Origin of the sequence: Mesorhizobium sp. WSM4307 (assembly GCF_007003945.1) — a bacterium.
Lineage (GTDB): Bacteria > Pseudomonadota > Alphaproteobacteria > Rhizobiales > Rhizobiaceae > Mesorhizobium.
Genome location: NZ_VFTB01000004.1, coordinates 117,204 through 137,728, shown reverse-complemented (window position 1 = coordinate 137,728; position 20,525 = coordinate 117,204). Strand labels below are relative to the sequence as shown.

The following is a 20,525-nucleotide window of genomic DNA, read 5'->3' as shown; positions in this document are numbered from 1 at the left end:
TTGGCACAAGCTGCTGAAAAGGCTAGATAAAAACATGATTTTTTCACTCATGTTATGCCGTGGACGGCTGCTCTTGCCTGGGTGCACCGCCCTGGTCGACCGGCCGGCCGTGGAGGGCCCGGACCTCGTCCGCGACCAGTTCCTGCAGCCGCCACAGATTGCGATCATGGATGCCGAACGCTTCGAGATGGCTGACCGTGTTGTAGAGATATTCGGCGCCGGAACCGATATGGCCGCAGGCCCTGGCCAATATGCTCGCCACTCTGTCCAGCGGCTGGCCCAGCGACGTTCCCCTGCCCTTCACGCCAACCCAGAAACCGAGTGCGCGGAGCGCGCCTTGCGCCGTATGCACAGGCAGCCACCTGACCGAGCTGACGCTCTCATGGTCGCTGATCTCGCGGCGCAGCAGCTTTTCGATCCGCGCCGGCTTTTCACCCTCCGGCAAACGGTAGATCACGCCGTTGCAGCGACCGCCGCGTTCGAGCGCCATCATCAGCCCCGGCTGCGCGGCACTGCCGCGCCAGCGCACCATGTCGAGGCAGAAAGAGCGGTGCCAGCCGAAGGCCGTGGCGAGCCGTTGCTCGACCGATTCGAATTCCGGCTTCCAGATCAGCGAGCCATAGGCGAACACCCAAAGCGGCCCCTCGTCCGCTTCGCCGGACAGCCGCAATGCAAGCGTCTGGAAATCCCCGTCCTTCAGCTCCGTCCAGCTCGGATCCGGGCCGGGATCGGCCTCTTCCCTGTGGCACAGTGCGACAAGCTCCGGCGTGAGCGACATCTGGCGCATGAACAACCCCCTTGCCGTAGAGAAATCGAAAATCGAGGGGCACGCAACCGGGAACGCATGTCATGGGCAGGCATTATTGTCCGGGGCGGTTGTCGGATTTGCGCAGCCAGGATCGTCCTGCGGTGGATCGGACAACGATCGATGCCGAACGGTGAGGAGACCGACCATGCCGAAATCCCCAATGCCCTTCTTCTGGTACGAACTGATGACTTCAGACCTCGACGCCGCCGAAGCCTTCTACACCAAAGTTGTCGGCTGGACGGCGCAGCCCTTCGACAAAGCGCCCGGCATGCCGCGCTACATCGTCATGAATGTCGGCGAGCGTGGCGTCGGCGGGCTGATGACGATGCCAGAGGACGCAGCCAAGATGGGTATGCCGCCCGCCTGGCTCGGCTATATCCACACCAAGGATGTGGACGCGTCGACCAAAGCATTGAAGGCGGCTGGCGGAGCCGTCCACCGCGAGCCCGACGACATCCCGGGCGTCGGTCGCTTCGCCGTCGTCGCCGACCCGCAAGGCGCGACCTTCATGTTCCTGCAGCCCAACGGCCCCGACCAGCCTGTCGTACCGGCCAGCACGCCCGGCCATATCGGCTGGCACGAGCTGTACACATCGGATTGGAAGGCGGCGTTCGATTTCTATTCCGACCAGTTCGGCTGGGTCGATGCCGGCGATTTCGACATGGGCCCGATGGGCACCTACCAGACCTTTACCGCCGGCCCCGAATCCGGTGGCGGTATCATGAACAAGCCTGAACAGATCCCCGTCCCGGTCTGGCAGTTCTATTTCAACGTTCCGGCCATTGACGCGGCCGCAAAGCGCGTCACCGACAATGGCGGCAAGATCCTGATGGGACCGATGGAGGTCCCCGGCGGCAGCTGGGTCGTGCAGTGCCAGGACCCGCAAGGCGCGCATTTCGCGCTGATGGCGCCGGTGCGCTGACGGAAACAGACAACGCCACCACGAAGCGACGGCCTTTCATCTCACCACCGATGAAAGGCCGCATTGCTCTGCGTGCCGCCCTATTCCGGCGTCAGCACCGCGACCTTCAGCTCGGCCTTTTTCGCGCCGCTGAACTGGACGGTGGCCGGGCCGGCAGTGAGCTTGAAGCGTACGCTCTTGCGGATGCCGGGGCAGGTTTTCACGCCGCTATAGCCCGCCGACTTGATGGCCTTGCCGTCCTGGATGACATCGATCCAGGCCTCGCCTGACAGGCTGATCTGAATGGCTCCTCCGGCTGGCACCTCCACGCTGGCGACGGCACCGAACGTGCCCTCTGCCGGCGCGCGCTCGGGCGGCAACGTAAAACCGGCTTTCTCCGCCGGAACCAATGCCAGGTCCGCGGCAGCACCGACGGCCAGCTCCGCTCCAGCGGGCGTTGCGGGCGCCGCGGCAAACAGCGCCTGTTCCCGCGTCACAGGCCACTTGAAGGCCTCGCAACCGGCGTCCTCGGCCATGGCGAAGCTGGTGCCTGCAAGGAGTGCGAATAGACTGATGACGACTTTTTTCATGGCAAGGGAACCCACAGGTTTAGAGTGTCCATCTCAAATACAACCATGGCGATATAAATGCAACCCTGACGAGAACGATATGAAAGGGCATGCCGGAGAACATTTCCAATCACCGATTGTTGATGGCGCGCCATGGGAAGTGAATGGTCCATCGCCGGACCATAATCTATGGCCGGACCGGGAGGGTGAAAATGGAGTTTCAGATGAAGCTTTTCGAAGGCCTCTCCAGATACCAGCCGCAGGCGCTCGGTGTGCTGCGCATCATGACCGCGCTGCAGTTCATCGAGCATGGCAGCCAGAAACTGTTCAACTTCCCCGCCAGCGCCGAGCCTCACGTCCTCACCGGGCTAACGACGGCCGCCGGCATCCTCGAATTCGCCGGCGGCATCCTGCTGGCGCTTGGCCTGTTCACTCGCCCGGTCGCGTTTCTGCTGGCCGGCGAAATGGCGATCGCCTATTTCATGGCGCACTACCCGCGCGACTTCTTCCCGGCCAACAATGGCGGCGACGCGGCGATCTCCTTCTGCTTCATCTTCCTCTATCTGGTCTTCGCCGGTGCCGGCGCCTTCGCGCTGGACAATCGCAAAGCTTGACGCTCGCCATGCGGGAGTGAACCTTCACCCCCGCATGCGCTCAAAATTCGCGTCGAACAGCGGTGTCGCCTGGATGCGCGCCGCATGGCGCTTGCCCAGCAACTCGATTTCGAAGCCGTCGCTCTCCTCGGCGATCTCCTTCGGCACATAGCCGACGGCGACGGACTTTTTCGAATGATGGGCGTAGCCGCCCGACGTCACCCAGCCGCGCACCGCGCCGCCGAACCAGATCGGTTCGTCGCCGATGACATCGGCATCGTCGGCCTCGACAATGAAGGCACGCAGCCGCAATTTTCCGCCTTGCTTGCGCTCGGCCAGCGCCGCCGCCTTGCCGATGAAATCGGCTTCCTTGCCATAGGCGACGAAGCGGTCGAGACCGGCTTCGAGCGGCCCGTAGATCGGCCGGTATTCGCGCCCCCATGAGCCGTAGTTCTTCTCGAGCCTGAGCGCATTGAGCGCGCGCGAGCCGAACAGGCCGATGCCGAACTCCGCGCCTGCCGCCATCAGCGCATGATAAGCCGCGCGCTGATATTCCGGCGCCACCCAGATCTCATAGCCGAGATCGCCGGTGTAGCTGACGCGGCCGACCAGGCACGGCGCCATGCCGATATCCATCCTGGCCACCGCCATGAACGGGACGGCCACGTTCGAAACATCGGCGCGGCTGACCTTGGCCAGCACCTCTCGCGCCTTCGGGCCGGCAATGGCAAGGCCGGTGAGTTTCGCCCCCAGCGCCTCGATATGAACCGAGCCGTCGCCAGGCAGATGCTGCTCGAACCAGCGCATATGATACTGCTCGGCGATGCCGGAGCCGGCGAGGAACCAGCCATCCCCATCTCGATCTGGAGGGCCCAGGTTGGCCAGCGTGAAATCGCCGATCAGCCTGCCGTCGTCCTTCAGCATCGGCGCCAGCGTCATGCGGCCAGGCTTGGGCAGTTTACAGGCGAGCATGCGGTCGAGCCAGGCAGCCGCCCCCTCGCCCGTCACCTTGTATTTGGCGAAGCTCGAAATCTCCGCCAGGCCGACGCCGTCGCGCACCGTCGCGACCTCTCTGGCGACATGTGAGAAATCACTGGAACGCCGCCAGGAGAACTCGTCCTTGACGCCTTCCGGCGCGTACCAGAGCGGCACTTCCAGCCCATAGGCGACGCCAAACTGCGCGCCCTTGGCCGACAACAGATCGTAGACCGGCGTCGTCTTGAGCGGCCGTCCGGCCGGCAGTTCCTCATTGGGGAAGCGGATCGAAAAGCGCCTGGAATAGTTCTCGCGCACCTTGGCGTTGGTGTAGGCCATCGTCGCCCAGTCGCCATAGCGCGCCACGTCCATGGCCCAGATGTCGGCGCCGGGGTCGCCCTCGATCATCCAGTTGGACAGCGCGAGACCGACGCCGCCGCCCTGCGAAAAACCGGCCATGACACCGCAGGCGACCCAGAAGCCCGGCAGGCCGCGTACCGGCCCGACCAGCGGGTTGCCGTCGGGCGCGAAGGTGAAAGGCCCATTGATGATTTGCTTGATGCCCGTGTTCTGGAAGGCCGGGAAATGCCGGAACCCGACCTCCAGCGACGGTGCGATGCGGTCGATGTCGGGCGCCAGCAATTCATGGCCGAAATTCCAAGGGGTCTGGTATTCGGACCACGGCTTGTTGGCTTTCTCATAGGTGCCCATCAGCATGCCGCCGCGCTCCTGGCGCAGATAGAGCTCGCCGTCGAAATCGACCGCATGGATGATCTCGGTGCCGGTCTTGGCGTTCCAGGCGGCGACTTCCGGCATGTCCTCGGTGATCAGGTACATGTGCTCCATGGCCAGCACCGGCAATTCGAGCCCGACCATGCGGCCGACCTCGCGCGCCCACAGGCCGCCGGCATTGACGACATGCTCGGCCACCACCTCGCCCTTGTTGGTGATGACGCGCCATAGGCCGTCGGGCCGCCGCACAATGTCCTCGACCTTGGTGAAGCGCTCTATTTCCGCCCCAAGCTTCCGCGCGGCCTTGGCATAGGCGTGGGTGACGCCGGAGGGATCGAGATGGCCGTCCTCCTTGTTGCGGACGGCGCCGACGAACTGCTTGGGGTCGAGCAGCGGCATCAGCTCGGCCGCTTCTGTCGCCGAGATCACTTCCAGATCGATGCCGAGATAGCGGCCCTTGGCGACGACACCGCGCAGCCAGTCCAGCCGCGCTTCGGTCGCGGCGAGCAGCACGCCGCCGGTCAGGTGCACGCCGGTCGCCTGACCCGACAGCTCCTCGATCTCCTTGTAGAGGCTGATCGTGTATTTCTGCAGCTTGGCGACGTTGGGGTCGCCATTGATCGTGTGCATGCCGCCCGCCGCGTGCCAGGTCGAGCCGGATGTCAGCTCGTCGCGCTCCAGAAGCACCACGTCGGTCCAGCCATGGCGGGCCAGATGGAACAGCACGGAACACCCGACGACACCGCCGCCAATGACCACGACCTTTGCATGCGATTTCATGGATTTTTCTCTGATATCAGTGAGTTGGATGGGTAAATGGATTCAGGATGGGAGGCATCACGGCTCGCCCTGCCCGATCGCTTCCTTGCGCCTGGCCACGTAGGCTTCGAGCGCCTCGCGCACGGCGACATCCATCGCCGGCTCGACATAGTCTTCCAGCGCCTTCTTCCACAGCCGCGTCGCGCGCGCTGTTGCATCGAGGCTGCCGGCCTCCTGCCAGGCTTCAAAATTCTGCCAGTTGGACAGGATCGGCTGGTAGAAGGCGGTGGCGTAGCGCTCCAGCGTGTGCGGCTCGCCGAAGAAATGGCCACCGGTCGGCACCGCCCCCAGCGCCTCGACGGCGAGTTCGGCCTCGTCGACCACGATCGGCCGCAGGAACTCCATCATGTGCTGGATCATCTCGACATCGATGATGAACTTTTCGAACGACGCCGTCAGCCCGCCCTCCTGCCAGCCGGCGGCGTGATAGACGAGATTGCCATGACCGAGCACCGCGCCCCACAGCGCCATCAACGTCTCATAGGCGCCTTGCGCGTCGGCCGCATTGGAGGCCGAGCCCGGCGTCGTCCGGTAGGGCAGCCCGTAGCGCCGCGCCAATTGCCCGGAGGCGATATTGGCCTTTGTGTTCTCCGGCGTGCCGAAGGCCGGTGCACCGGACTTCATGTCGACATTGGAGGTGAAGGCGCCATACATGACAGGCGCGCCCGGCCGCACCAGTTGCGTCAGCACGACGCCGAACAGTGCCTCGGCATTCTGCTGCGCCAAGGCACCCGCCAGCGTCACCGGGCTCATCGCCCCCATCAGCGTGAACGGCGTCACCGCCACCGACTGGCCGAACTCGGCCATGGTCATCAGCCCTTCGGCCATCATCTCGTCGAAGCGGCGCGGCGAATTGACCGAGATGATGGTGGCGATGCCCGGATCGTCGCGCAGCTGGTCCAATGTCAGGCCGCGCGCGATCGCCATCATCTCGATGCCGTCCAGCGCCCTGCCCCGGCCGATCGCCGAGACATGAAAGCTCTTGTCGGTCAGCGTCAGATTGGTGAAGTAGGTATCGAGATGGCGCGAATTGGCCGGCAGCTCGACCGGCGCGCAGACCTGGTTGCCGAGCATGTGAACGCAGTTGAAATTCTGCGCCAGCCGGGTGAGATCGGCATAGTCGCGCAGATTGCCGGCGCGGCGGCCACGCTCCATGTCGTGCACGTTGGGCGGGCCGGCAACCAGTGTGAAATTGATGGTGTTGCCGCCGAGATGAATTGTGTTGGCCGGGTTGCGCGGCGTCAGCGTATAATTGGAGTGCGTCGTCTTGAGCGCCTCGTCGACCATGCCGCGATCGATGCGGACATTGGCCGAGGCGTGATCGACCCTGGCGCCCGCCTGCTCGAACAGCGACAGCGCCCGCGGGCTCATCACCTCGATGCCGAAATTCTCCAATATATGCATTGAGGCCTGGTGGATCGCCTCGACCTGGTCTGGAGACAGCAACGCCATCGGCGGATAGGGATTGGTCACCCGCCTTTGCGGCAGTTGCGGGATGGGCGCCGGCCCCCGGTTGCTGGTGCGCTCGGCGCCGCGCTTGCGTCTTGGTTCGCTCATGCCGGCATCAAAGCCTTGGCAAACCAGGCAGGCTGTCAGAAATGCGCCGTTTACGGGCGTGATTTTAGCCAAGGCGGCATTTACGCAGTGCCATTTTATAAAAAGCGGCAGAAAGAGTCGGGATGTCTACAGGGCTTTTTCGCGAGCGCTCGTGACCGCGAGGCGTTAACGGCGGCAGCAAGATTCCTTTTATGATTTCGGCCTATTGCTCATCCGATGCGTAGGTCGAGTTTTAGTAAAATTGTAGCGGTTGGCGTGTTGCTGGCACTTTCGGCCTGCGCGACCGCGCCCAGTCACATCAACAATGTCTGTGCCGTCTTCGACCAGAATGACGGCTGGTTCGACAACTGGCAGTCCGCGGCCGAACGCACCGCGCAGAAATATGGCGTGCCGGTCCCCGTGCTGATGGCGACGGTGCGCAAGGAATCCGGCTTCAAGAGCAATGCCCGGCCGCCGCGCACCAAGCTTCTCGGCTTCATTCCCTGGAAGCACGTCTCGTCGGCCACCGGCTTCTCGCAGGCGCTCGACGGCACATGGTCGCAATATCAGCGCGAAACCGGCAACTGGGCGGCGCGGCGCAGCAGATTCGCCGATGCCGTCGACTTCGTCGGCTGGTATCATTCCAAGACGGCAGACAGCTACGGCGTCGCCCGCAACGATACCTACAATCTCTACCTCGCCTATTATCTCGGCTGGACCGCCTACGGCCGCGGCAACCGCGGTGACGCCGGCGTACAGGGTTACGCCCGGGCCACCGACAAGATGGCGCGGGACTATGAAGCGCAGTTGCGGCAGTGCGGAAGCTGACACTCAGCCTGGGTTAGTGCCGCCTTGTCGTATCCTTCGGCTTTGAAACGCCGGTTTCGGAAACCTCGTCGCGGATTTCGTGTCGACGGGCTCGCAGGACGGCGTCCGCGTCCTCGACGGCCTTTCCGGTCGCGTCGGCTTTCGCACTGGCGTTTTTGCCGCTCGGACGCGCCGGCGGCGAACCGGCAAAGCCTGGACCTTCGCCCTGCACCGCGTCGTCCGGCACGCCCTCATGCGCGGCATGCTCCTTGTCGAACTTGATCACCGGCTCCATCTTGGCCAGCACGTCGTCGGCAAGCCAGCACAGGCTCATATGGCCGTCGCCGAGATGCTTGACCGGCGGCACCTTGGTCTCGCACAGATTGTCCGGCACCAGCTTCTTGTACCCGCAGCGTGTCTGGAACGGGCAGCCGGTCGGCGGGTTCATCGCCGAGGGGATGTCGCCTTCGAGCACGATGTGCTTTTTCACCACGCTGGTGTCGGCAATCGGGATCGCCGACAGCAGCGCCTCGGTATAAGGGTGATAGGGCGGCGCGAAGATCTGGTCGGTCGTGCCTTGCTCGACGATATAGCCGAGATACATGACGACGACGCGGTCGGCGATATAGCGCACGACCGACAGATCGTGGCTGATGAACAGCATCGTCGTCTTGTTCTTGCGCTGTATGTCCATCAACAGTTCGGTCACCGCCGCCTGCACGGACACGTCGAGTGCCGAGACCGGCTCGTCGGCCACCACCACCTTGGCATCGCCGGCAAAGGCGCGCGCCACGCCGATGCGCTGCTTCTGACCACCGGACAACTGGCGCGGCTTGCGGGTCTCGAAGGCGCGCGGCAGCTTCACCAGGTCGAGCAATTCCAGCATGCGCTTGCGGCGGTCGGCGACCGTCTTGCCGACATTGAATTTCTCCAGCGTGCGGATGATCTGCGACCCGACCGAATGGCTGGGGTTCAGCGTGTCGAACGGGTTCTGGAACACCATCTGGATCGACGACACGGTTTCGACGCTGCGGCTCTCGATGCCGGTCGACTGGATCTGCTTGTTGCCCAGCGTCACCGTGCCGGCACTTGCCGTCTCCAGCCCGAGCAGCACCTTGGCCAGCGTCGACTTTCCGCAGCCGGATTCGCCGACGATGGCGACGGTCTCGGACTCGCGCGCCATGAAGGAGATGGTCTCGTTGGCCTTGACGACGCGGCCCTCGCTCGAGCCGAACACCTCGCTGCCGCCGACCTTGTAGTATTTCCTGAGATCCTCGATCTTGAGCACCGGCGCGCCGGGCACGACGCGCTCATTGACCTTCTTGGCGCCGGGCGGCAGCGCCTCCCAGTCGATCTCGTTGAAGCGTACGCAGCGCGAGAAATGGCCTTCGTGGCCGGCGACCTCGACCATCGGGATTTCGGCGGCGTTGCAGACGCCCTCGACGAAATGGTGGCAGCGCGGACCGAAATTGCAGCCCTTCGGCCGCTCATGCGGCAGCGGCAACTGGCCGGGAATGGAGATCAGCGGCCGCGAATTCTTGTCGGCGCCCGGCAGCGGGATCGAACGGAACAGCCCTTGCGTGTAGGGATGGCGCATCCGGTCGAACACGTCCTTGATCTTGCCGGTCTCCACCGCCTCGCCCGAATACATCACGGTGATGCGGTCGCAGGTCTCGAGGATAAGGCCGAGATTGTGCGACACGAAGATCATCGACGTGCCGAACTTCTCGCCCAGTCCCTTGACCAGTTCGACGATGCCCGCCTCCACCGTCACGTCGAGCGCCGTCGTCGGCTCGTCGAGCAGAAGCAGTGCCGGCTTCGACAGCAGCGCCATGGCAATGACGATGCGCTGCTGCTGGCCGCCGGAGAGCTGGTGCGGATAGGAGCGCATCATGCGCTCGGGATCGGGCAGCTTGACGGCACGCACCATTTCGAGAGAGCGTTTGTAAGCCTCTTCCTTCGACACCTTGTCGTGGATAAGCGGCACTTCCATCAACTGCTGGCCGACCTTCATTGCCGGATTGAGACTGGCCATCGGCTCCTGGTAGATCATCGCGATCTTGTTGCCGCGGATGGCGCGCAGCTCCTCCTCGGAGAGCTCGCCCATGTCCTTGCCCTGGAACTTGATCCTGCCGCCGACGATCTTCCCGATGTTGGAAAGGTCGCGCATGATGCCGAGCGACACGGTCGACTTGCCGCAGCCGGATTCACCGACGATGCCCATCGCTTCGCCGGGCATGACCGTGCAGGAAAAATCCATGACCGCCGGTATTTCGCCCTTGCGGGTGAAGAAGGAGATCGACAGGTTTTCGATCTCGATGATCGGCTCTGCGGGATTTCGAACTGCCTCGTTCATGGGTCGCTCCAATCCAAATTCTACCAGATGCGGGCCGGAGCCCGTCAATCAGTCTTTCATCGATTGTTCACGCAGCGAGTCGGCCAAAAGGTTGAGCCCCAGCACGAACGACATCAGCGCGATCGTCGGCGGCAGCGCCGGATGGATGAAGGAGCGCAGCAGCCGGCTGGCATCCTTGATCGCCGTGCCCCAGTCGGGGCTTTCCGGTGCCAGGCCGAGGCCGAAATAGCCCAGCGTGCCGAGCAGGATGGTGGTGTAGCCGATGCGCAGGCAGGCATCGACGATCAGCGGTCCGCGCGCATTGGGCAGGATCTCCCAAAGCATGATGTACCAGGGCGATTCACCACGCGTCTGCGCCGCCGCCACATAGTCGCGCGTCTTGATGTCCATCACCAGGCCGCGCACGATGCGGAACACGCCGGGGCTGGAGGCAAACACCACCGCCACGAAGATGTTGAGCTGGTTGGGATCGATGTGGACGATGTGCAGCGGGTCCTTGTCGAAGACAAGGCCCAGATAGATCCAGCCGCCTAAGATCAGCGTCAGGCCGAGCAGGATGTACAGCCGGTCTGGCCGGTTCTTGTAGCGCGTCCAGAACAGCACGCTGAAGAAGATGATCGGAAACAGGAAGAACACGCCGGCCATGGCATAGGGGATCGGCGTGTCCATGATGCCCGGCGTCACCAGGAGGTAGAACAGCAGGATGACCGGGAAGGCCAGCACGAGATTGGCCAGGAACGACAGCACAGTGTCGATCTTGCCGCCGTAATAGCCGGCGGGCAGGCCAAGCGTGATGCCGACCATCAGCGCAAAGCCGGTCGCCGCCGGCGCGATGATCAGCACGATCTGGCTGCCATAGACCATGCGCGAAAACACGTCGCGTGCCAGCTTGTCGCCGCCGAACAGATAGACAAGCCCCGATTGCGGCTCGATGGCGCCGGGCAGCATGTCCTTCATCACCGGGACCTGGGCCAGCGGATCGAAAGGCGAGATGGTCGATGCGAAGATTGCCGTGAACAGCCAGAACAGGCAGATGCCGACGCCGACAATGCCGACGCCGCTGTCGAACAGCTGTCCGTAGAGCGCCAGCCTCTTCTTGTAGGCGAAGCTCGCACCCATGACGATGATGAGCGCAATCCAAACCGGCCAGAAGCGCGACAGCACTTCGAGAATGACGCTGAAGGCACTGATATATTGGACCTGCATCCGCTTCGCCCCCTACTGAACTCTGATACGCGGATTGAGAAACGCGTAGCCGACATCGGAAATGAGCTGTGTGATCAAGACGATGAACACCGAGACCAGCGAGCAGCCAAGCAAAAGGTCGATGTCGTTGTTGCCGGCGGCCTCGACCAGCGTGTAGCCGAAGCCCTGGTAGCGGAACATCACCTCGACGATGACGACGCCGGTAAGCAGCCAGGGAAATTGCAGCATGATGACGGTGAACGGTGCGATCAGCGCGTTGCGCAGCGCATGTTTCACCACCACGCCGCCGAAGGAGAGACCCTTCAACCGGGCGGTGCGGATATATTGCTGCGTCATCACTTCGACCATCGAGGCGCGGGTCATGCGGGCGATGTAGCCGATGCCGTAGATCGCCAGCGTCATCACCGGCAGGGTGAAATTGTAGAAGGTGATGCCCTGGCTTGCGGACGCTGCCGAACCGTTCAACCAGCCGAGCCATGAGGCGAAGATGACGGTGAAGATGACGCCCGACACATATTCGGGCGTCGCCGTCGAGGCGATCGAGGCCACCGAAAGCACCCGGTCGGTTCGCGATCCCTCGCGCATGCCGGCCAGGATGCCGATCAAGAGCGATACCGGCACCATCACCGCCAACACACAGAACATCAGGATGCCGGTGGCGCCAAGTGCCGGGAACAGCTTGGAGGCGACGGTCGTCTTGAACTTGGTCGAGCAACCGAAATCCCCTTCGAGGACGCCGGAGAAGGTTGGTACGACCGGATCGTTGCAGAAAGTGAAACGCTGCGTCGGCTTGCCGGTTGCCGGGTCGGTCACCGGCTGCTTGGGCAGCAGGCCCAGCCACTGTCCGTAGCGGACGAAGAAATTCTGCCGGTAGCCATGGTTGACCAGCCAGTCCTCCAGCTGTTCGGCCGAAGTGTGCATTTCCGTCTGGCTGATCGCCAGCTTCTTCAGGTTGGGTTCGAGGTTGATCAGGAAGAAGACGATCATCGTCAGGCACAGCATCGTCAATGCCATGGTGCCGAGACGCCTGAGAACGAAAGAAAGCATGGCGGCCCCCTGCCGATGGGGTGGGTTTTGAGCCTGCTTCAAACCTCGCCTGCCGTCACCGGCGGACTGGCCGTCAAACGGGCCCTCGAATGCGATCAACCCTGTTTTTATCGCATGGCCTTTGCGGGTGAGTCCGTATTTTTTACGGACGAACCTGCAATGGCGACGCGGAGAGGGAGGGAAAGGGGCATTGCCCCTTCCCCCGGCCCGATCGATCAGGCCTGATCGAGCCAGACCTTGCCGTAGTCGCGCTCGAAGGTCGGATGCATCTTGTAGTTTTGCACCGCCTTGACCGAGTGGCTGTAGAGCTTGCGCCAGTAGGGCTGGATGATGATGCCGGAAGCCTGCAGGATCTGCTCGATGTCCTTCATCATTTCCTTGCGCTTGGCAGCGTCGGCAACGGCGAGTGCAGCGTTGAGCTTGGCGTCCCAATCCGGATTCGACCACGCTGCCTCGTTCCAGGCCTCGCCGGTGCGATAGGCGATGGCCAGGACCTGCACGCCGAGTGGGCGCATATTCCAGTTGGTCATGGACAGCGGATACTTCGTCCAGTCGTTCCAGAACGTCGAACCCGGCAGCACGGTGCGCTTGACCTTGATACCGGCGTCGCGCAGCTGGGCGGCGATCGCGTCGCCGGTGTTCTTGTGCCAGTCCTCGTCAACGGTGATCAGCTCGTGTTCGAAGTCGGCCTGGCCGGCCTCCGCCATCAGCGCCTTCGCCTTGGCCGGATCACGGGCAACCTTGGGCAGCTCGTAATATTCCGGATGGATCGAGCAGACATGGTGGTTTTCGGCGACCGAGCCGGCATTGCCGTAGCCGAGCTGGAGGACGACATTGTTGTCGACCGCCAGTTGCAGGGCGTTACGCACCTTCTGGTCGCCATAGGGCTTGTTGTTGACGTTGGTGCGGCAGACGATGGTCGAAGCCGTGACAACCTCCGACTTGACCAGGTCCATCTTGTCGAGGATCGAGACATAGTCGGCCGACGTTTCGAAGTTGGTGTGCACTTCGCCAGCCTCGAATGCGCTGACCATGGCCGCCGGATCGGTGCCGTAGTCGATGAATTCGATGCCGTCGAGAAACACTTCGCCGTCCCACCACTTGTTGTCTTCGCGGCGCTTGTAGACGACTTTCTGGCCGACGTCGTAAGAGACGAGCTCGAACGGACCGGTGCCGATCGGGCAGGCCTTGAAGTCGCCGCCCTTCTCGTCGAAAGTCTTGTGCACGATCAGGCCGGGATAGTCGCACATGTTGGGAATGAGCGCGATGTCAGGCTTGGCGAGCTTGAGTACGACCGTGTGGTCGTCCGGCATGCTCACGGCGCTTTCGTCGAGCTTGTCATCCTTGACCAGCGAGCCGAGACGGCCGGGCATCGAGTTGCCTTCGGCCTTCTTGTCGGCCCAGCGCTTCAGGTTGAAGACGACGTCAGAGGCTGTGAAGGGGTCGCCGTTCGACCAGGTCACGCCCTTGCGCACATGCAGCGTGTACTGGGTGGCGTCGTCGTTCACGTCCCAGCTTTCCAGCAGATAAGGACGGAACGTATATTCGCTCGTGTACTTGACCAGTGGCTCGAGCGCCTGGCGCTCGGCATTGGCAATTTCCGACCAGTCGGCCTTGCGAGGATCCTTGGGATCCTTGATCCACTGCGCGACCTTCAGCGTGCCGCCTTTCTTGCCTTTTACCTCTTCTGCCCTTGCCGGCGTCGGATCGGCGAGACCGAGAAGACCATAGGCCATCGCCGTCGAGGCGCCGAAGACGCTTGCCATGGCCAGGAATTCGCGGCGATCAACCTTACCTGCCTTGGCTTCTTCGGCCATGGCCAGGATGTGATCCGGAACGCGATCGCCATTACTCTTGTAGATTGTCATGACTAACTCCCATTGTTGGCTTTCCGCCGATTAACATTCCGCATCCAGGCCCTGATGTCAAAGACGGCTTGGATTGGGAACATGTTGGCGAATGTGCAACTTTGAAAAGGGAGCGGTACGCGCGATAGCGACAGTCTTGACGCAAAATTGCTAGTGCGCCCAGATTTCGCCAAAATCCACTCAGGGCGATTAAACTGAGACATTGGCACGGGTTACGACAGCGCCAGTCCCGGCAATGGTGAGGGCCAGTCCCTCAATATTCCTTTTCGTAGAAGATTCCGCCCTTGGCCTCGCCGGCGTCCGTCGCCTCGCCACGCAACTTGACGCCACGCCCGACATTGAGGTCGATGGTCGCCTTGCCCGAGCCCGGCTTGTCGCCCTTCTGGATGGTCACATAGGTGCGGTCGTTGAGGTATTTGCCGGCCGAGACCGCCGTGCCGCCCTTGTCGTCGGTGGTGACGTCGAGATCGTCGACGCCGATGGCGCTGCGCAGGTTCTCCAGCAGCGACGTCGAGCCACCGACGCCAGCCAGTTGGCCGGCCGCCTCGGCCAGCTGCGCGATCTGCAGCGGCGACAGGTTCGACATGGACCGGCCGAAGATCAATTGCGCCAGCACCTCGTCCTCGGGCAGCGCCGGCACCGAGGAGAAGGTGAATTTCGGATTGGTCGCCTCGCCCGACACCACGATGGTGACGGTGGCGCTGGCCGTCGTCGTGGTCGCCGTCAGGTTGAGATAGGGCACCAGCGAGCCTGAGAAACCGACCGTACCCTCGGTGAAGGTCAGCCGCTTGCCCAGGATCGACAGCCGGCCACGCTGCAAGGTGAAGGTGCCGACGGCCTGTGGCGACGAGGCCGGGCCGGTCAGCCTGAGCGAGCCGCCCAGTTCGGCATCGACGCCCCTGCCCTGGATGAAGATCTGGTTCGGCGCATTGACGGTGACGTCGAGCGCAAGCCCGCTGCCGCCGCTCTTGCCCGACGTCGTTGCCGGGCGCAGCGCCTTGTCCTGCGCGCTGACGGCGCCGGGCGCGTTCTTGTGCTTGACGTCGAGCGCCGAGAGCGAGCCCGGCAACTTATCCGGAACCGTGATGACGGTCTTGGCGAGATTGACGGCGCCGGCAATCGCCGGTGCCGATACCAGCGGCCCCTTGATCGTCAGGTCGCCGCCGAGATTGGCGGTCACCACGCGTCCGTCCGTATAGCGCCCGTCGGTGAGCTTGATCGACAGGTCGGCCGGAAAACCTTGCGCCGGGTTGATGCCGACCGTGCCGCTGGCCGACAGGCTGCCGCGCGTCGACAATGTTCCGGTCAGGCGGTTGATCCTGGCGACGCCGCCGCCGATCGAGACATCGGCCGCGAGATCGTTGACGGCCAGGCCCGAGCGGGCATCGACCAGCCGCGCGCCCGATGTGCTGACACTACCGCCGACGACAGGCGACGTCGCCGGGCCGCGCACCTGGACATTGACCGTGGCTGTTCCCGACAGCGACAAGCCCTGCGCGGCAAGCTTCTGGCTGAGCATGCCGAAGGGCACGGCACCATTGAAGTCGAGCACCAGCGCCGGCGTGCCCGCCGTCGTCACCGTGCCGCCGCCCTTGAGGCCAAGGCCGGCGCCATCGCTGACATTGGCGTTGAAGGTCAGCTTGTTGCCGGCAAAGGTACCGGAGGAGGCAACGCCGACCGCGCCGACGCCGGCGCCTCGGGTTTGCGACGTCTGCACGCCGGCCGCGTCTATGTTGAAGGCTACGGAAGGGCTCGCCGGCGCGCCGGTCACCTTCACCGTGCCGGAAATCGAACCGGCGGCATCGAGACCCGGCGAGAAACCGTTGGCGAGCGACATCGGCACCTTCGCCAGCGCCGCGTTGATGTCGAGCGCCTGCCCGACCTTGCCGGTCACCGTCGCCGTGCCGCCGCCAAGGTTGAGCACCAGCCGGTCCAGCGTCGTCGTGCCGTTGGCGATGCTGACCGTCGAAGCCTGGGCGATGGCCGCCTTGATGCCCTGGACGGTCGCCTGGCCGGAAGCGAGTTCGATGGTGGTCGTGCCATTGGCCACCTTCACGCGGCCGGCCGCCTTGGCCGGAATGCCCTTGACCGTGGCGCCACCGGAAAAGCCGGTCCAGTCGCCGTCGCGCTTCAGATCGACATCGATGCCGCTGATCACGGTGCCGCCCGATTTGACGGTGTCGGCGCGGATCTTGCCCGAGGTCACCGGTGCGGCGAGATAATTGGCGATCAGCGCATCGATGGAAACCGCCTTCGCCTGGAGATCGCCGCGCGTGATCGAGGCGGTGGCCGCCTTGATGGCGACCTGAGGTGCGGCACCGTTCTTCGTGAAGGCGATCGTGCCGCGCACGTCGCCCTCCGCCTTTTCCAGCGCCAGCGCGGCGAGCGGGCCGATATCGGGCAGGTCGAGCGAGATGGTGCCTTCGGGTACGAACTTGTCGTCCAGCGCCAGATCGCCGGAAATCCGGTTCTTGCCGAGCGACAGGAGCAGGCCGTTGATGGCGCTCTTGCCGTCCGCCGTCGCCAGCACCGCGCTGCCTTGCAAGGCTTGTCCCGCGACATTGCCGGTCAGTTGCACGTTCGCGGCCGGGTTGGCGGCATCCGCCTTGCCGGTAGCCGTGAGCTTCAGTCCGGTGATCTCGCGCTCCGCCACCAAAAGCCGATCGCTGTTGACCGTCAGCGACAGATCGGGGGCGATGGCCGGGCCCTGTGCGTTCAGCGCAAAGGCAATGGCGCCCTTGGCGTCCTTCGACAGCGGCGAGATGTCGGCAAGGGCGCCGGTGATGTCGGCGGCCAGCTTGTTGTCGGCAAGGCTCGCCCGCCCTTGTGCGGTCAGTCCGCCCGAGACCAGCTTCAACCCATCGAGATTGATGCTGCCGTTGGGATCGCGCTTCAGCGTGGCGCTGATCTGCGCGCGCTCGCCAAGCATGCCGCGCGCCGCCGCCGGCAAGGCCGATGACGGGGCATCCGCACTCAGCTTCAGGTCGATGGCGCCATCGCGCAACGACACCTGCCCGGCGACCTGGCTGTTCAGCGCATCGCTCTTGAGCGAGCCGCTGTCGATGGCTATGCCGTCCGACGTCAGCCGGGCGTTCAGCGCGGCCGTCACCTTGCCGGCGATCAGCGGTGCGATAACGGCATTGTCGAGACCGACCTTGTCCACCGACACCGTGCCGGAAACCTGTCCGGCGCGGTTCTTGAGATCGAACGCATCCGAATGCAATGCCAGGACAAGCCCGTCCACCTTCGCCGGGCTGGTGGTGACCGAAGGCAGGATCGCGGAGACGTCCAGGCGGGCTCGCGCGGTCTCGCCCGCCGCCTTGGCCGACAAGGACCGTATCTCGATCTTCACCGGGCTCGCGGCGCTTCCGACCGTCAGCGGCAGGCTCGGTCCCGACGATGTAAGGTCGAGGGCAAAATCGCTGGCGCCGTTCGGATTGATGGTGCCGGAGGCCTCGCCGGAAATCTTGTCGCCGGACAGCGTCGCATGGTCGAGGACGACGCCGCCGGCCAGGGTGTAGGTGCCGGCCGCGTCGACCGCGAGCGACCCGAGCCCGGCCTGGCGGGTCTGGCTGGTTTCGACGCCTGCAAGCTGTGCGTTGAACCGAACTTCGGGGGCAGCCGGCGTTCCAGTCACTTGCGCAGCGCCGCCGAGCATTCCCACCGCATCGAGCGCGGGGGCAAAATCATTGGCCAGGGCCGCCGGCAGCGCGGAAAACTGTGCGGCGAGATCGAGCGTCTGGCCGGCGTTGCCCGACAGCGTCACCGAACCGCCGCCGACATCGAGCGCCAGCTTCTCGATGCTGGTGGTGCCGTTGGCGATGGTCAGGGTCGAGGGTTCAGCGATTGCCGCCTTGATGCCGCGAACCGTGGCTTCGCCCGAAGCAATCTCGACGCTGGTGGTGCCCTCAGCAATCTTGACCCGGCCGGCGGCGGTCGCCGGAATGCCTGCTATGGTGGCGCCGCCGGTGAAATTGGTCCAGTCGCCGTCGCGCTTCAGGTCGACGCCGATGCCGCTGATCTCGGTGGCGCCCGAGGTGACGCTGTCGGCCTTGATGGTGCCCGAGATCGCCGGCGCCTTGAGATAGTTGGCGATCAGCGCGTTGACGGCAATCGCCTTGGCCGTCACTTCGCCACGCGCGACAGACGTGCTTTTCGCATCGATGGTGACGGAGGGTGCGTCGCCGTCCTTGGCAAAGAGGATGGTGCCGTTGATGTCGCCGGTCACGGCCTGGCCGGCGAGTGCCGCCAGCTGGTCGATTGCCGGTGCGGCGAGCGTCAGCGTGCCGAGCGGCATGAACCTGTCATCGAGCACCAGGTCGCCGGAAACCTTGTTGTCGCCGAGCGAGACCAGGAAACCGTTGATCGAGCGCTTGCCCTCGCTGGTCACCAGCGCCGCCTTGATATCGAGCGGCTGGTCGTTGACCGATCCGGTCAGCGAAACATCGGCCGAGGGGCTCGCTATGTCCGCCTTGCCGCTTGCCGTCAGCTTGATCGCCTTCACCGTGCGGCCCGAGGCGGTCAGGCTGTCGCTGTTGGCGGAGACGGTGAAATCCGGGGCCGTCCTGGCGCCGCTTGCCGACAGCGCGAAATCCACACCGCCGGCAACCGGCACGCCGACCGTCGGCGACAACACCGACACGTCGCCCAGTTTGCCCTTGATGTCGGCCTGGATATCCGTGCCTTGCATGCTGGCGGTGCCGCTGGCGCTAAGCGATCCGGAGGTCAACGAGATCGAGTTGGCGGCAAAGGCTCCTTGTGGATCGCGCGTCGCGGCGGCCGAGAACTTCACCCGTGCGCCAAGCACCGAGGCGATCTGCGGCGGCAAGGCCGTCGCCACGGCGTCGGCGTTCATTTTGAGCCGCATCGACAGGTCGGCAAGTGCCACCGTCGCCGTCAGCGAGGCATTGAGCGCATCGGAGCGCAGCGTGCCCTGGTCGATGGCGATGGCGTCCTTGCTCAGCGATCCGGCGAGGTCGACATCGACCTTGCCGGTGATCAGCGGCGCCAGCGTCGCCACGTCGGTCTTCAGCCCGCCCGCCGCCAGCTTCACGGCGACCGGCCCAGCGCGGTTCTGAATGTCGAAGCCGTCGGAATGGATCTGTGCCGAAATATCGTAGAGCTGGGTACCGCCCGCCACCACCGAAGCCAGCGAGGCACCGATATCGATGATCGGCGCCTTGCCGTCGCCGAAGGCGCGGGCGGTGGCGTTCCTGATCGCGACAGTGATCGGTTGCGCCGCGCTTCCCACAACGATCTGCACCGGCGCGCTTTTGGCGGCGATTTCGACCGACAGATCGCTGGCGCCGGCGGGGTCGGCGATGCCGGTGGCTGTGCCATGGATCGCGTCGCTTTCGACGCTGGCCCGGTCGACACTGATGCCGCCGGCCGATGTCGCGGTGCCCGCGACATCGAAGCTGGTCTTGCCGGTAAACAGCGGCCTCAGATTTTCCGGCAGGAAGGGCGCGAACTCGCCGTCGCCCTTGGCCTCGACGTGGTTGCCCTTGTCGGTGAGTTGATGACGGCCCGTCAGTTGCGTGACGATCTTGCCGTCGACCATGAATGTGGCGATGCCATTCCAGTTGGCCAGTGGTCCGGTGCCCGAGACCGCTATGTCGACCGGCGGCGTATCGGGCAGCTTGAGCAGATTGGCGATGATGCCGCCGGCCGGCTCCGATGCCTTGAGGTCAAGGTCCAGCCTGTTGTCTGCCGGCGCAAAGTGGATCTTGGCGGCGACATTGCCTTGCTTGCCGTCATGGCGGGTGACGTTGAGCACCGTCTCGACCGCCAGCGGCGCCGCGTCAGCCTTGAGCATCCCCTTGGCGGCGAGTTCGGCGATGCCGCTGCCGGCCAGTTGCTGGCCAAGCACGATTTCCGGCAGGTCGATCTCTCGGATGTCGATGGAAACCGGCAGCGTCGCCGTGCCGCCCTGCGCCGGCGGCTGCGTGCCGGCCACAGGCAGGCGTGCCAGTTCGATGCGCTCAGCGGCTATGCGGCCTGCACTGAAGCTTTTCGACAGCAGCGCCAGCGGCGACCAGTCGACGGCGACCTTGCGCGCCACCAGCCAGGCGCCCTGGCGGTCTTCCAGCACCACATGGTCGACGCTGAGCGCGCCCGACCAGATGCCGTCAATGCCGCTGACCGTGATCTTGCGGTCGTCGTTCGAAGCCAGCCGCGAAATGATGCCGGCGAGATTATCGCGTCCGCGCTCAGTCTTGGTCAGGACAACGAGCGCGCCGATCGCGCCCGCGACCACGATCAGCAGCGTGTAGAGGACAATGCGAAGGATGCGCCACACCGTCTTCATG

At 64.2% G+C, this 20,525-nt stretch carries 12 protein-coding genes; 3 read left to right on the top strand and 9 right to left on the bottom strand.

From position 1 onward, the window contains the following. Positions 1-52: 52 nt before the first annotated feature. Positions 53-787 carry a gamma-glutamylcyclotransferase gene (locus FJV83_RS10670; RefSeq protein ID WP_142885074.1) on the bottom strand — a complete coding sequence of 245 codons (735 nt, stop codon included), beginning with the start codon at positions 785-787 and terminating at the stop codon, positions 53-55. A 166-nt stretch (positions 788-953) separates the two neighbouring features. Here FJV83_RS10670 and FJV83_RS10665 point away from each other — a divergent pair, with 166 nt between their 5' ends. Beyond that, positions 954-1,730, top strand: coding sequence for a VOC family protein (locus tag FJV83_RS10665; RefSeq protein ID WP_095790771.1), 777 nt, complete (start codon positions 954-956; stop codon positions 1,728-1,730). A gap of 80 nt (positions 1,731-1,810) precedes the next feature. On the opposite strand, the gene FJV83_RS10660 is transcribed toward FJV83_RS10665, so the two are convergent. After that, positions 1,811-2,299, bottom strand: coding sequence for a hypothetical protein (locus FJV83_RS10660; protein ID WP_095787694.1), 489 nt, complete (start codon positions 2,297-2,299; stop codon positions 1,811-1,813). 203 nt (positions 2,300-2,502) lie between these two features. On the opposite strand from FJV83_RS10660, the gene FJV83_RS10655 reads away from it, so the two are divergent. Continuing rightward, positions 2,503-2,892 (top strand): DoxX family protein, encoded by a 390-nt coding sequence (locus FJV83_RS10655; protein ID WP_095791051.1) that lies wholly within the window; start codon positions 2,503-2,505, stop codon positions 2,890-2,892. Positions 2,893-2,916: 24 nt separating this feature from the next. Here the strand turns inward: FJV83_RS10655 and FJV83_RS10650 are convergent, their stop codons facing one another. Both FJV83_RS10650 and FJV83_RS10645 read right to left on the bottom strand, forming a co-directional pair. Beyond that, entirely contained in the window at positions 2,917-5,358 is a 2,442-nt protein-coding gene (locus FJV83_RS10650) for an FAD-dependent oxidoreductase (protein WP_142887137.1), read from the bottom strand. 57 nt (positions 5,359-5,415) lie between these two features. Further along, positions 5,416-6,954: a trimethylamine methyltransferase family protein gene (locus FJV83_RS10645; protein WP_142887138.1), complete on the bottom strand. Its 1,539-nt coding sequence runs from the start codon at positions 6,952-6,954 to the stop codon at positions 5,416-5,418. Between the two features lie 216 nt (positions 6,955-7,170). Here FJV83_RS10645 and FJV83_RS10640 point away from each other — a divergent pair, with 216 nt between their 5' ends. Beyond that, positions 7,171-7,761 carry a transglycosylase SLT domain-containing protein gene (locus FJV83_RS10640; RefSeq protein ID WP_095773876.1) on the top strand — a complete coding sequence of 197 codons (591 nt, stop codon included), beginning with the start codon at positions 7,171-7,173 and terminating at the stop codon, positions 7,759-7,761. Positions 7,762-7,774: 13 nt separating this feature from the next. Here FJV83_RS10640 and FJV83_RS10635 read toward each other — a convergent pair whose 3' ends face one another. The 5 genes from FJV83_RS10635 to FJV83_RS10615 all read right to left on the bottom strand — a co-directional run bounded on the left by FJV83_RS10635 (position 7,775) and on the right by FJV83_RS10615 (position 20,524). Further along, entirely contained in the window at positions 7,775-10,096 is a 2,322-nt protein-coding gene (locus FJV83_RS10635) for an ABC transporter ATP-binding protein (RefSeq protein ID WP_095773875.1), read from the bottom strand. Positions 10,097-10,144: 48 nt separating this feature from the next. Continuing rightward, the gene (locus tag FJV83_RS10630) at positions 10,145-11,302 is read right to left on the bottom strand and encodes an ABC transporter permease (protein ID WP_142887139.1); all 1,158 of its coding nucleotides are present in this window, start codon (positions 11,300-11,302) and stop codon (positions 10,145-10,147) included. A gap of 12 nt (positions 11,303-11,314) precedes the next feature. Continuing rightward, entirely contained in the window at positions 11,315-12,349 is a 1,035-nt protein-coding gene (locus FJV83_RS10625; protein WP_142887140.1) for an ABC transporter permease, read from the bottom strand. A 215-nt stretch (positions 12,350-12,564) separates the two neighbouring features. Then, entirely contained in the window at positions 12,565-14,217 is a 1,653-nt protein-coding gene (locus FJV83_RS10620; protein ID WP_095787691.1) for an ABC transporter substrate-binding protein, read from the bottom strand. A gap of 253 nt (positions 14,218-14,470) precedes the next feature. Next, a complete protein-coding gene (locus FJV83_RS10615) occupies positions 14,471-20,524 on the bottom strand; it encodes a translocation/assembly module TamB domain-containing protein (protein ID WP_142887141.1) in 6,054 nt (2,017 codons plus the stop codon). Between the last annotated feature and the right edge of the window lies 1 nt (position 20,525).

Excerpts from the sequence above, each read along its gene's own strand:
- FJV83_RS10670 (WP_142885074.1), bottom strand. The coding sequence starts at position 787 with ATGCGCCAGATGTCGCTCACGCCGGAGCTTGTCGCACTGTGCCACAGG.
- FJV83_RS10665 (WP_095790771.1), top strand. The coding sequence starts at position 954 with ATGCCGAAATCCCCAATGCCCTTCTTCTGGTACGAACTGATGACTTCA.
- FJV83_RS10660 (WP_095787694.1), bottom strand. The coding sequence starts at position 2,299 with ATGAAAAAAGTCGTCATCAGTCTATTCGCACTCCTTGCAGGCACCAGC.
- FJV83_RS10655 (WP_095791051.1), top strand. The coding sequence starts at position 2,503 with ATGAAGCTTTTCGAAGGCCTCTCCAGATACCAGCCGCAGGCGCTCGGT.
- FJV83_RS10650 (WP_142887137.1), bottom strand. The coding sequence starts at position 5,358 with ATGAAATCGCATGCAAAGGTCGTGGTCATTGGCGGCGGTGTCGTCGGG.
- FJV83_RS10645 (WP_142887138.1), bottom strand. The coding sequence starts at position 6,954 with ATGAGCGAACCAAGACGCAAGCGCGGCGCCGAGCGCACCAGCAACCGG.
- FJV83_RS10640 (WP_095773876.1), top strand. The coding sequence starts at position 7,171 with ATGCGTAGGTCGAGTTTTAGTAAAATTGTAGCGGTTGGCGTGTTGCTG.
- FJV83_RS10635 (WP_095773875.1), bottom strand. The coding sequence starts at position 10,096 with ATGAACGAGGCAGTTCGAAATCCCGCAGAGCCGATCATCGAGATCGAA.
- FJV83_RS10630 (WP_142887139.1), bottom strand. The coding sequence starts at position 11,302 with ATGCAGGTCCAATATATCAGTGCCTTCAGCGTCATTCTCGAAGTGCTG.
- FJV83_RS10625 (WP_142887140.1), bottom strand. The coding sequence starts at position 12,349 with ATGCTTTCTTTCGTTCTCAGGCGTCTCGGCACCATGGCATTGACGATG.
- FJV83_RS10620 (WP_095787691.1), bottom strand. The coding sequence starts at position 14,217 with ATGACAATCTACAAGAGTAATGGCGATCGCGTTCCGGATCACATCCTG.
- FJV83_RS10615 (WP_142887141.1), bottom strand. The coding sequence starts at position 20,524 with ATGAAGACGGTGTGGCGCATCCTTCGCATTGTCCTCTACACGCTGCTG.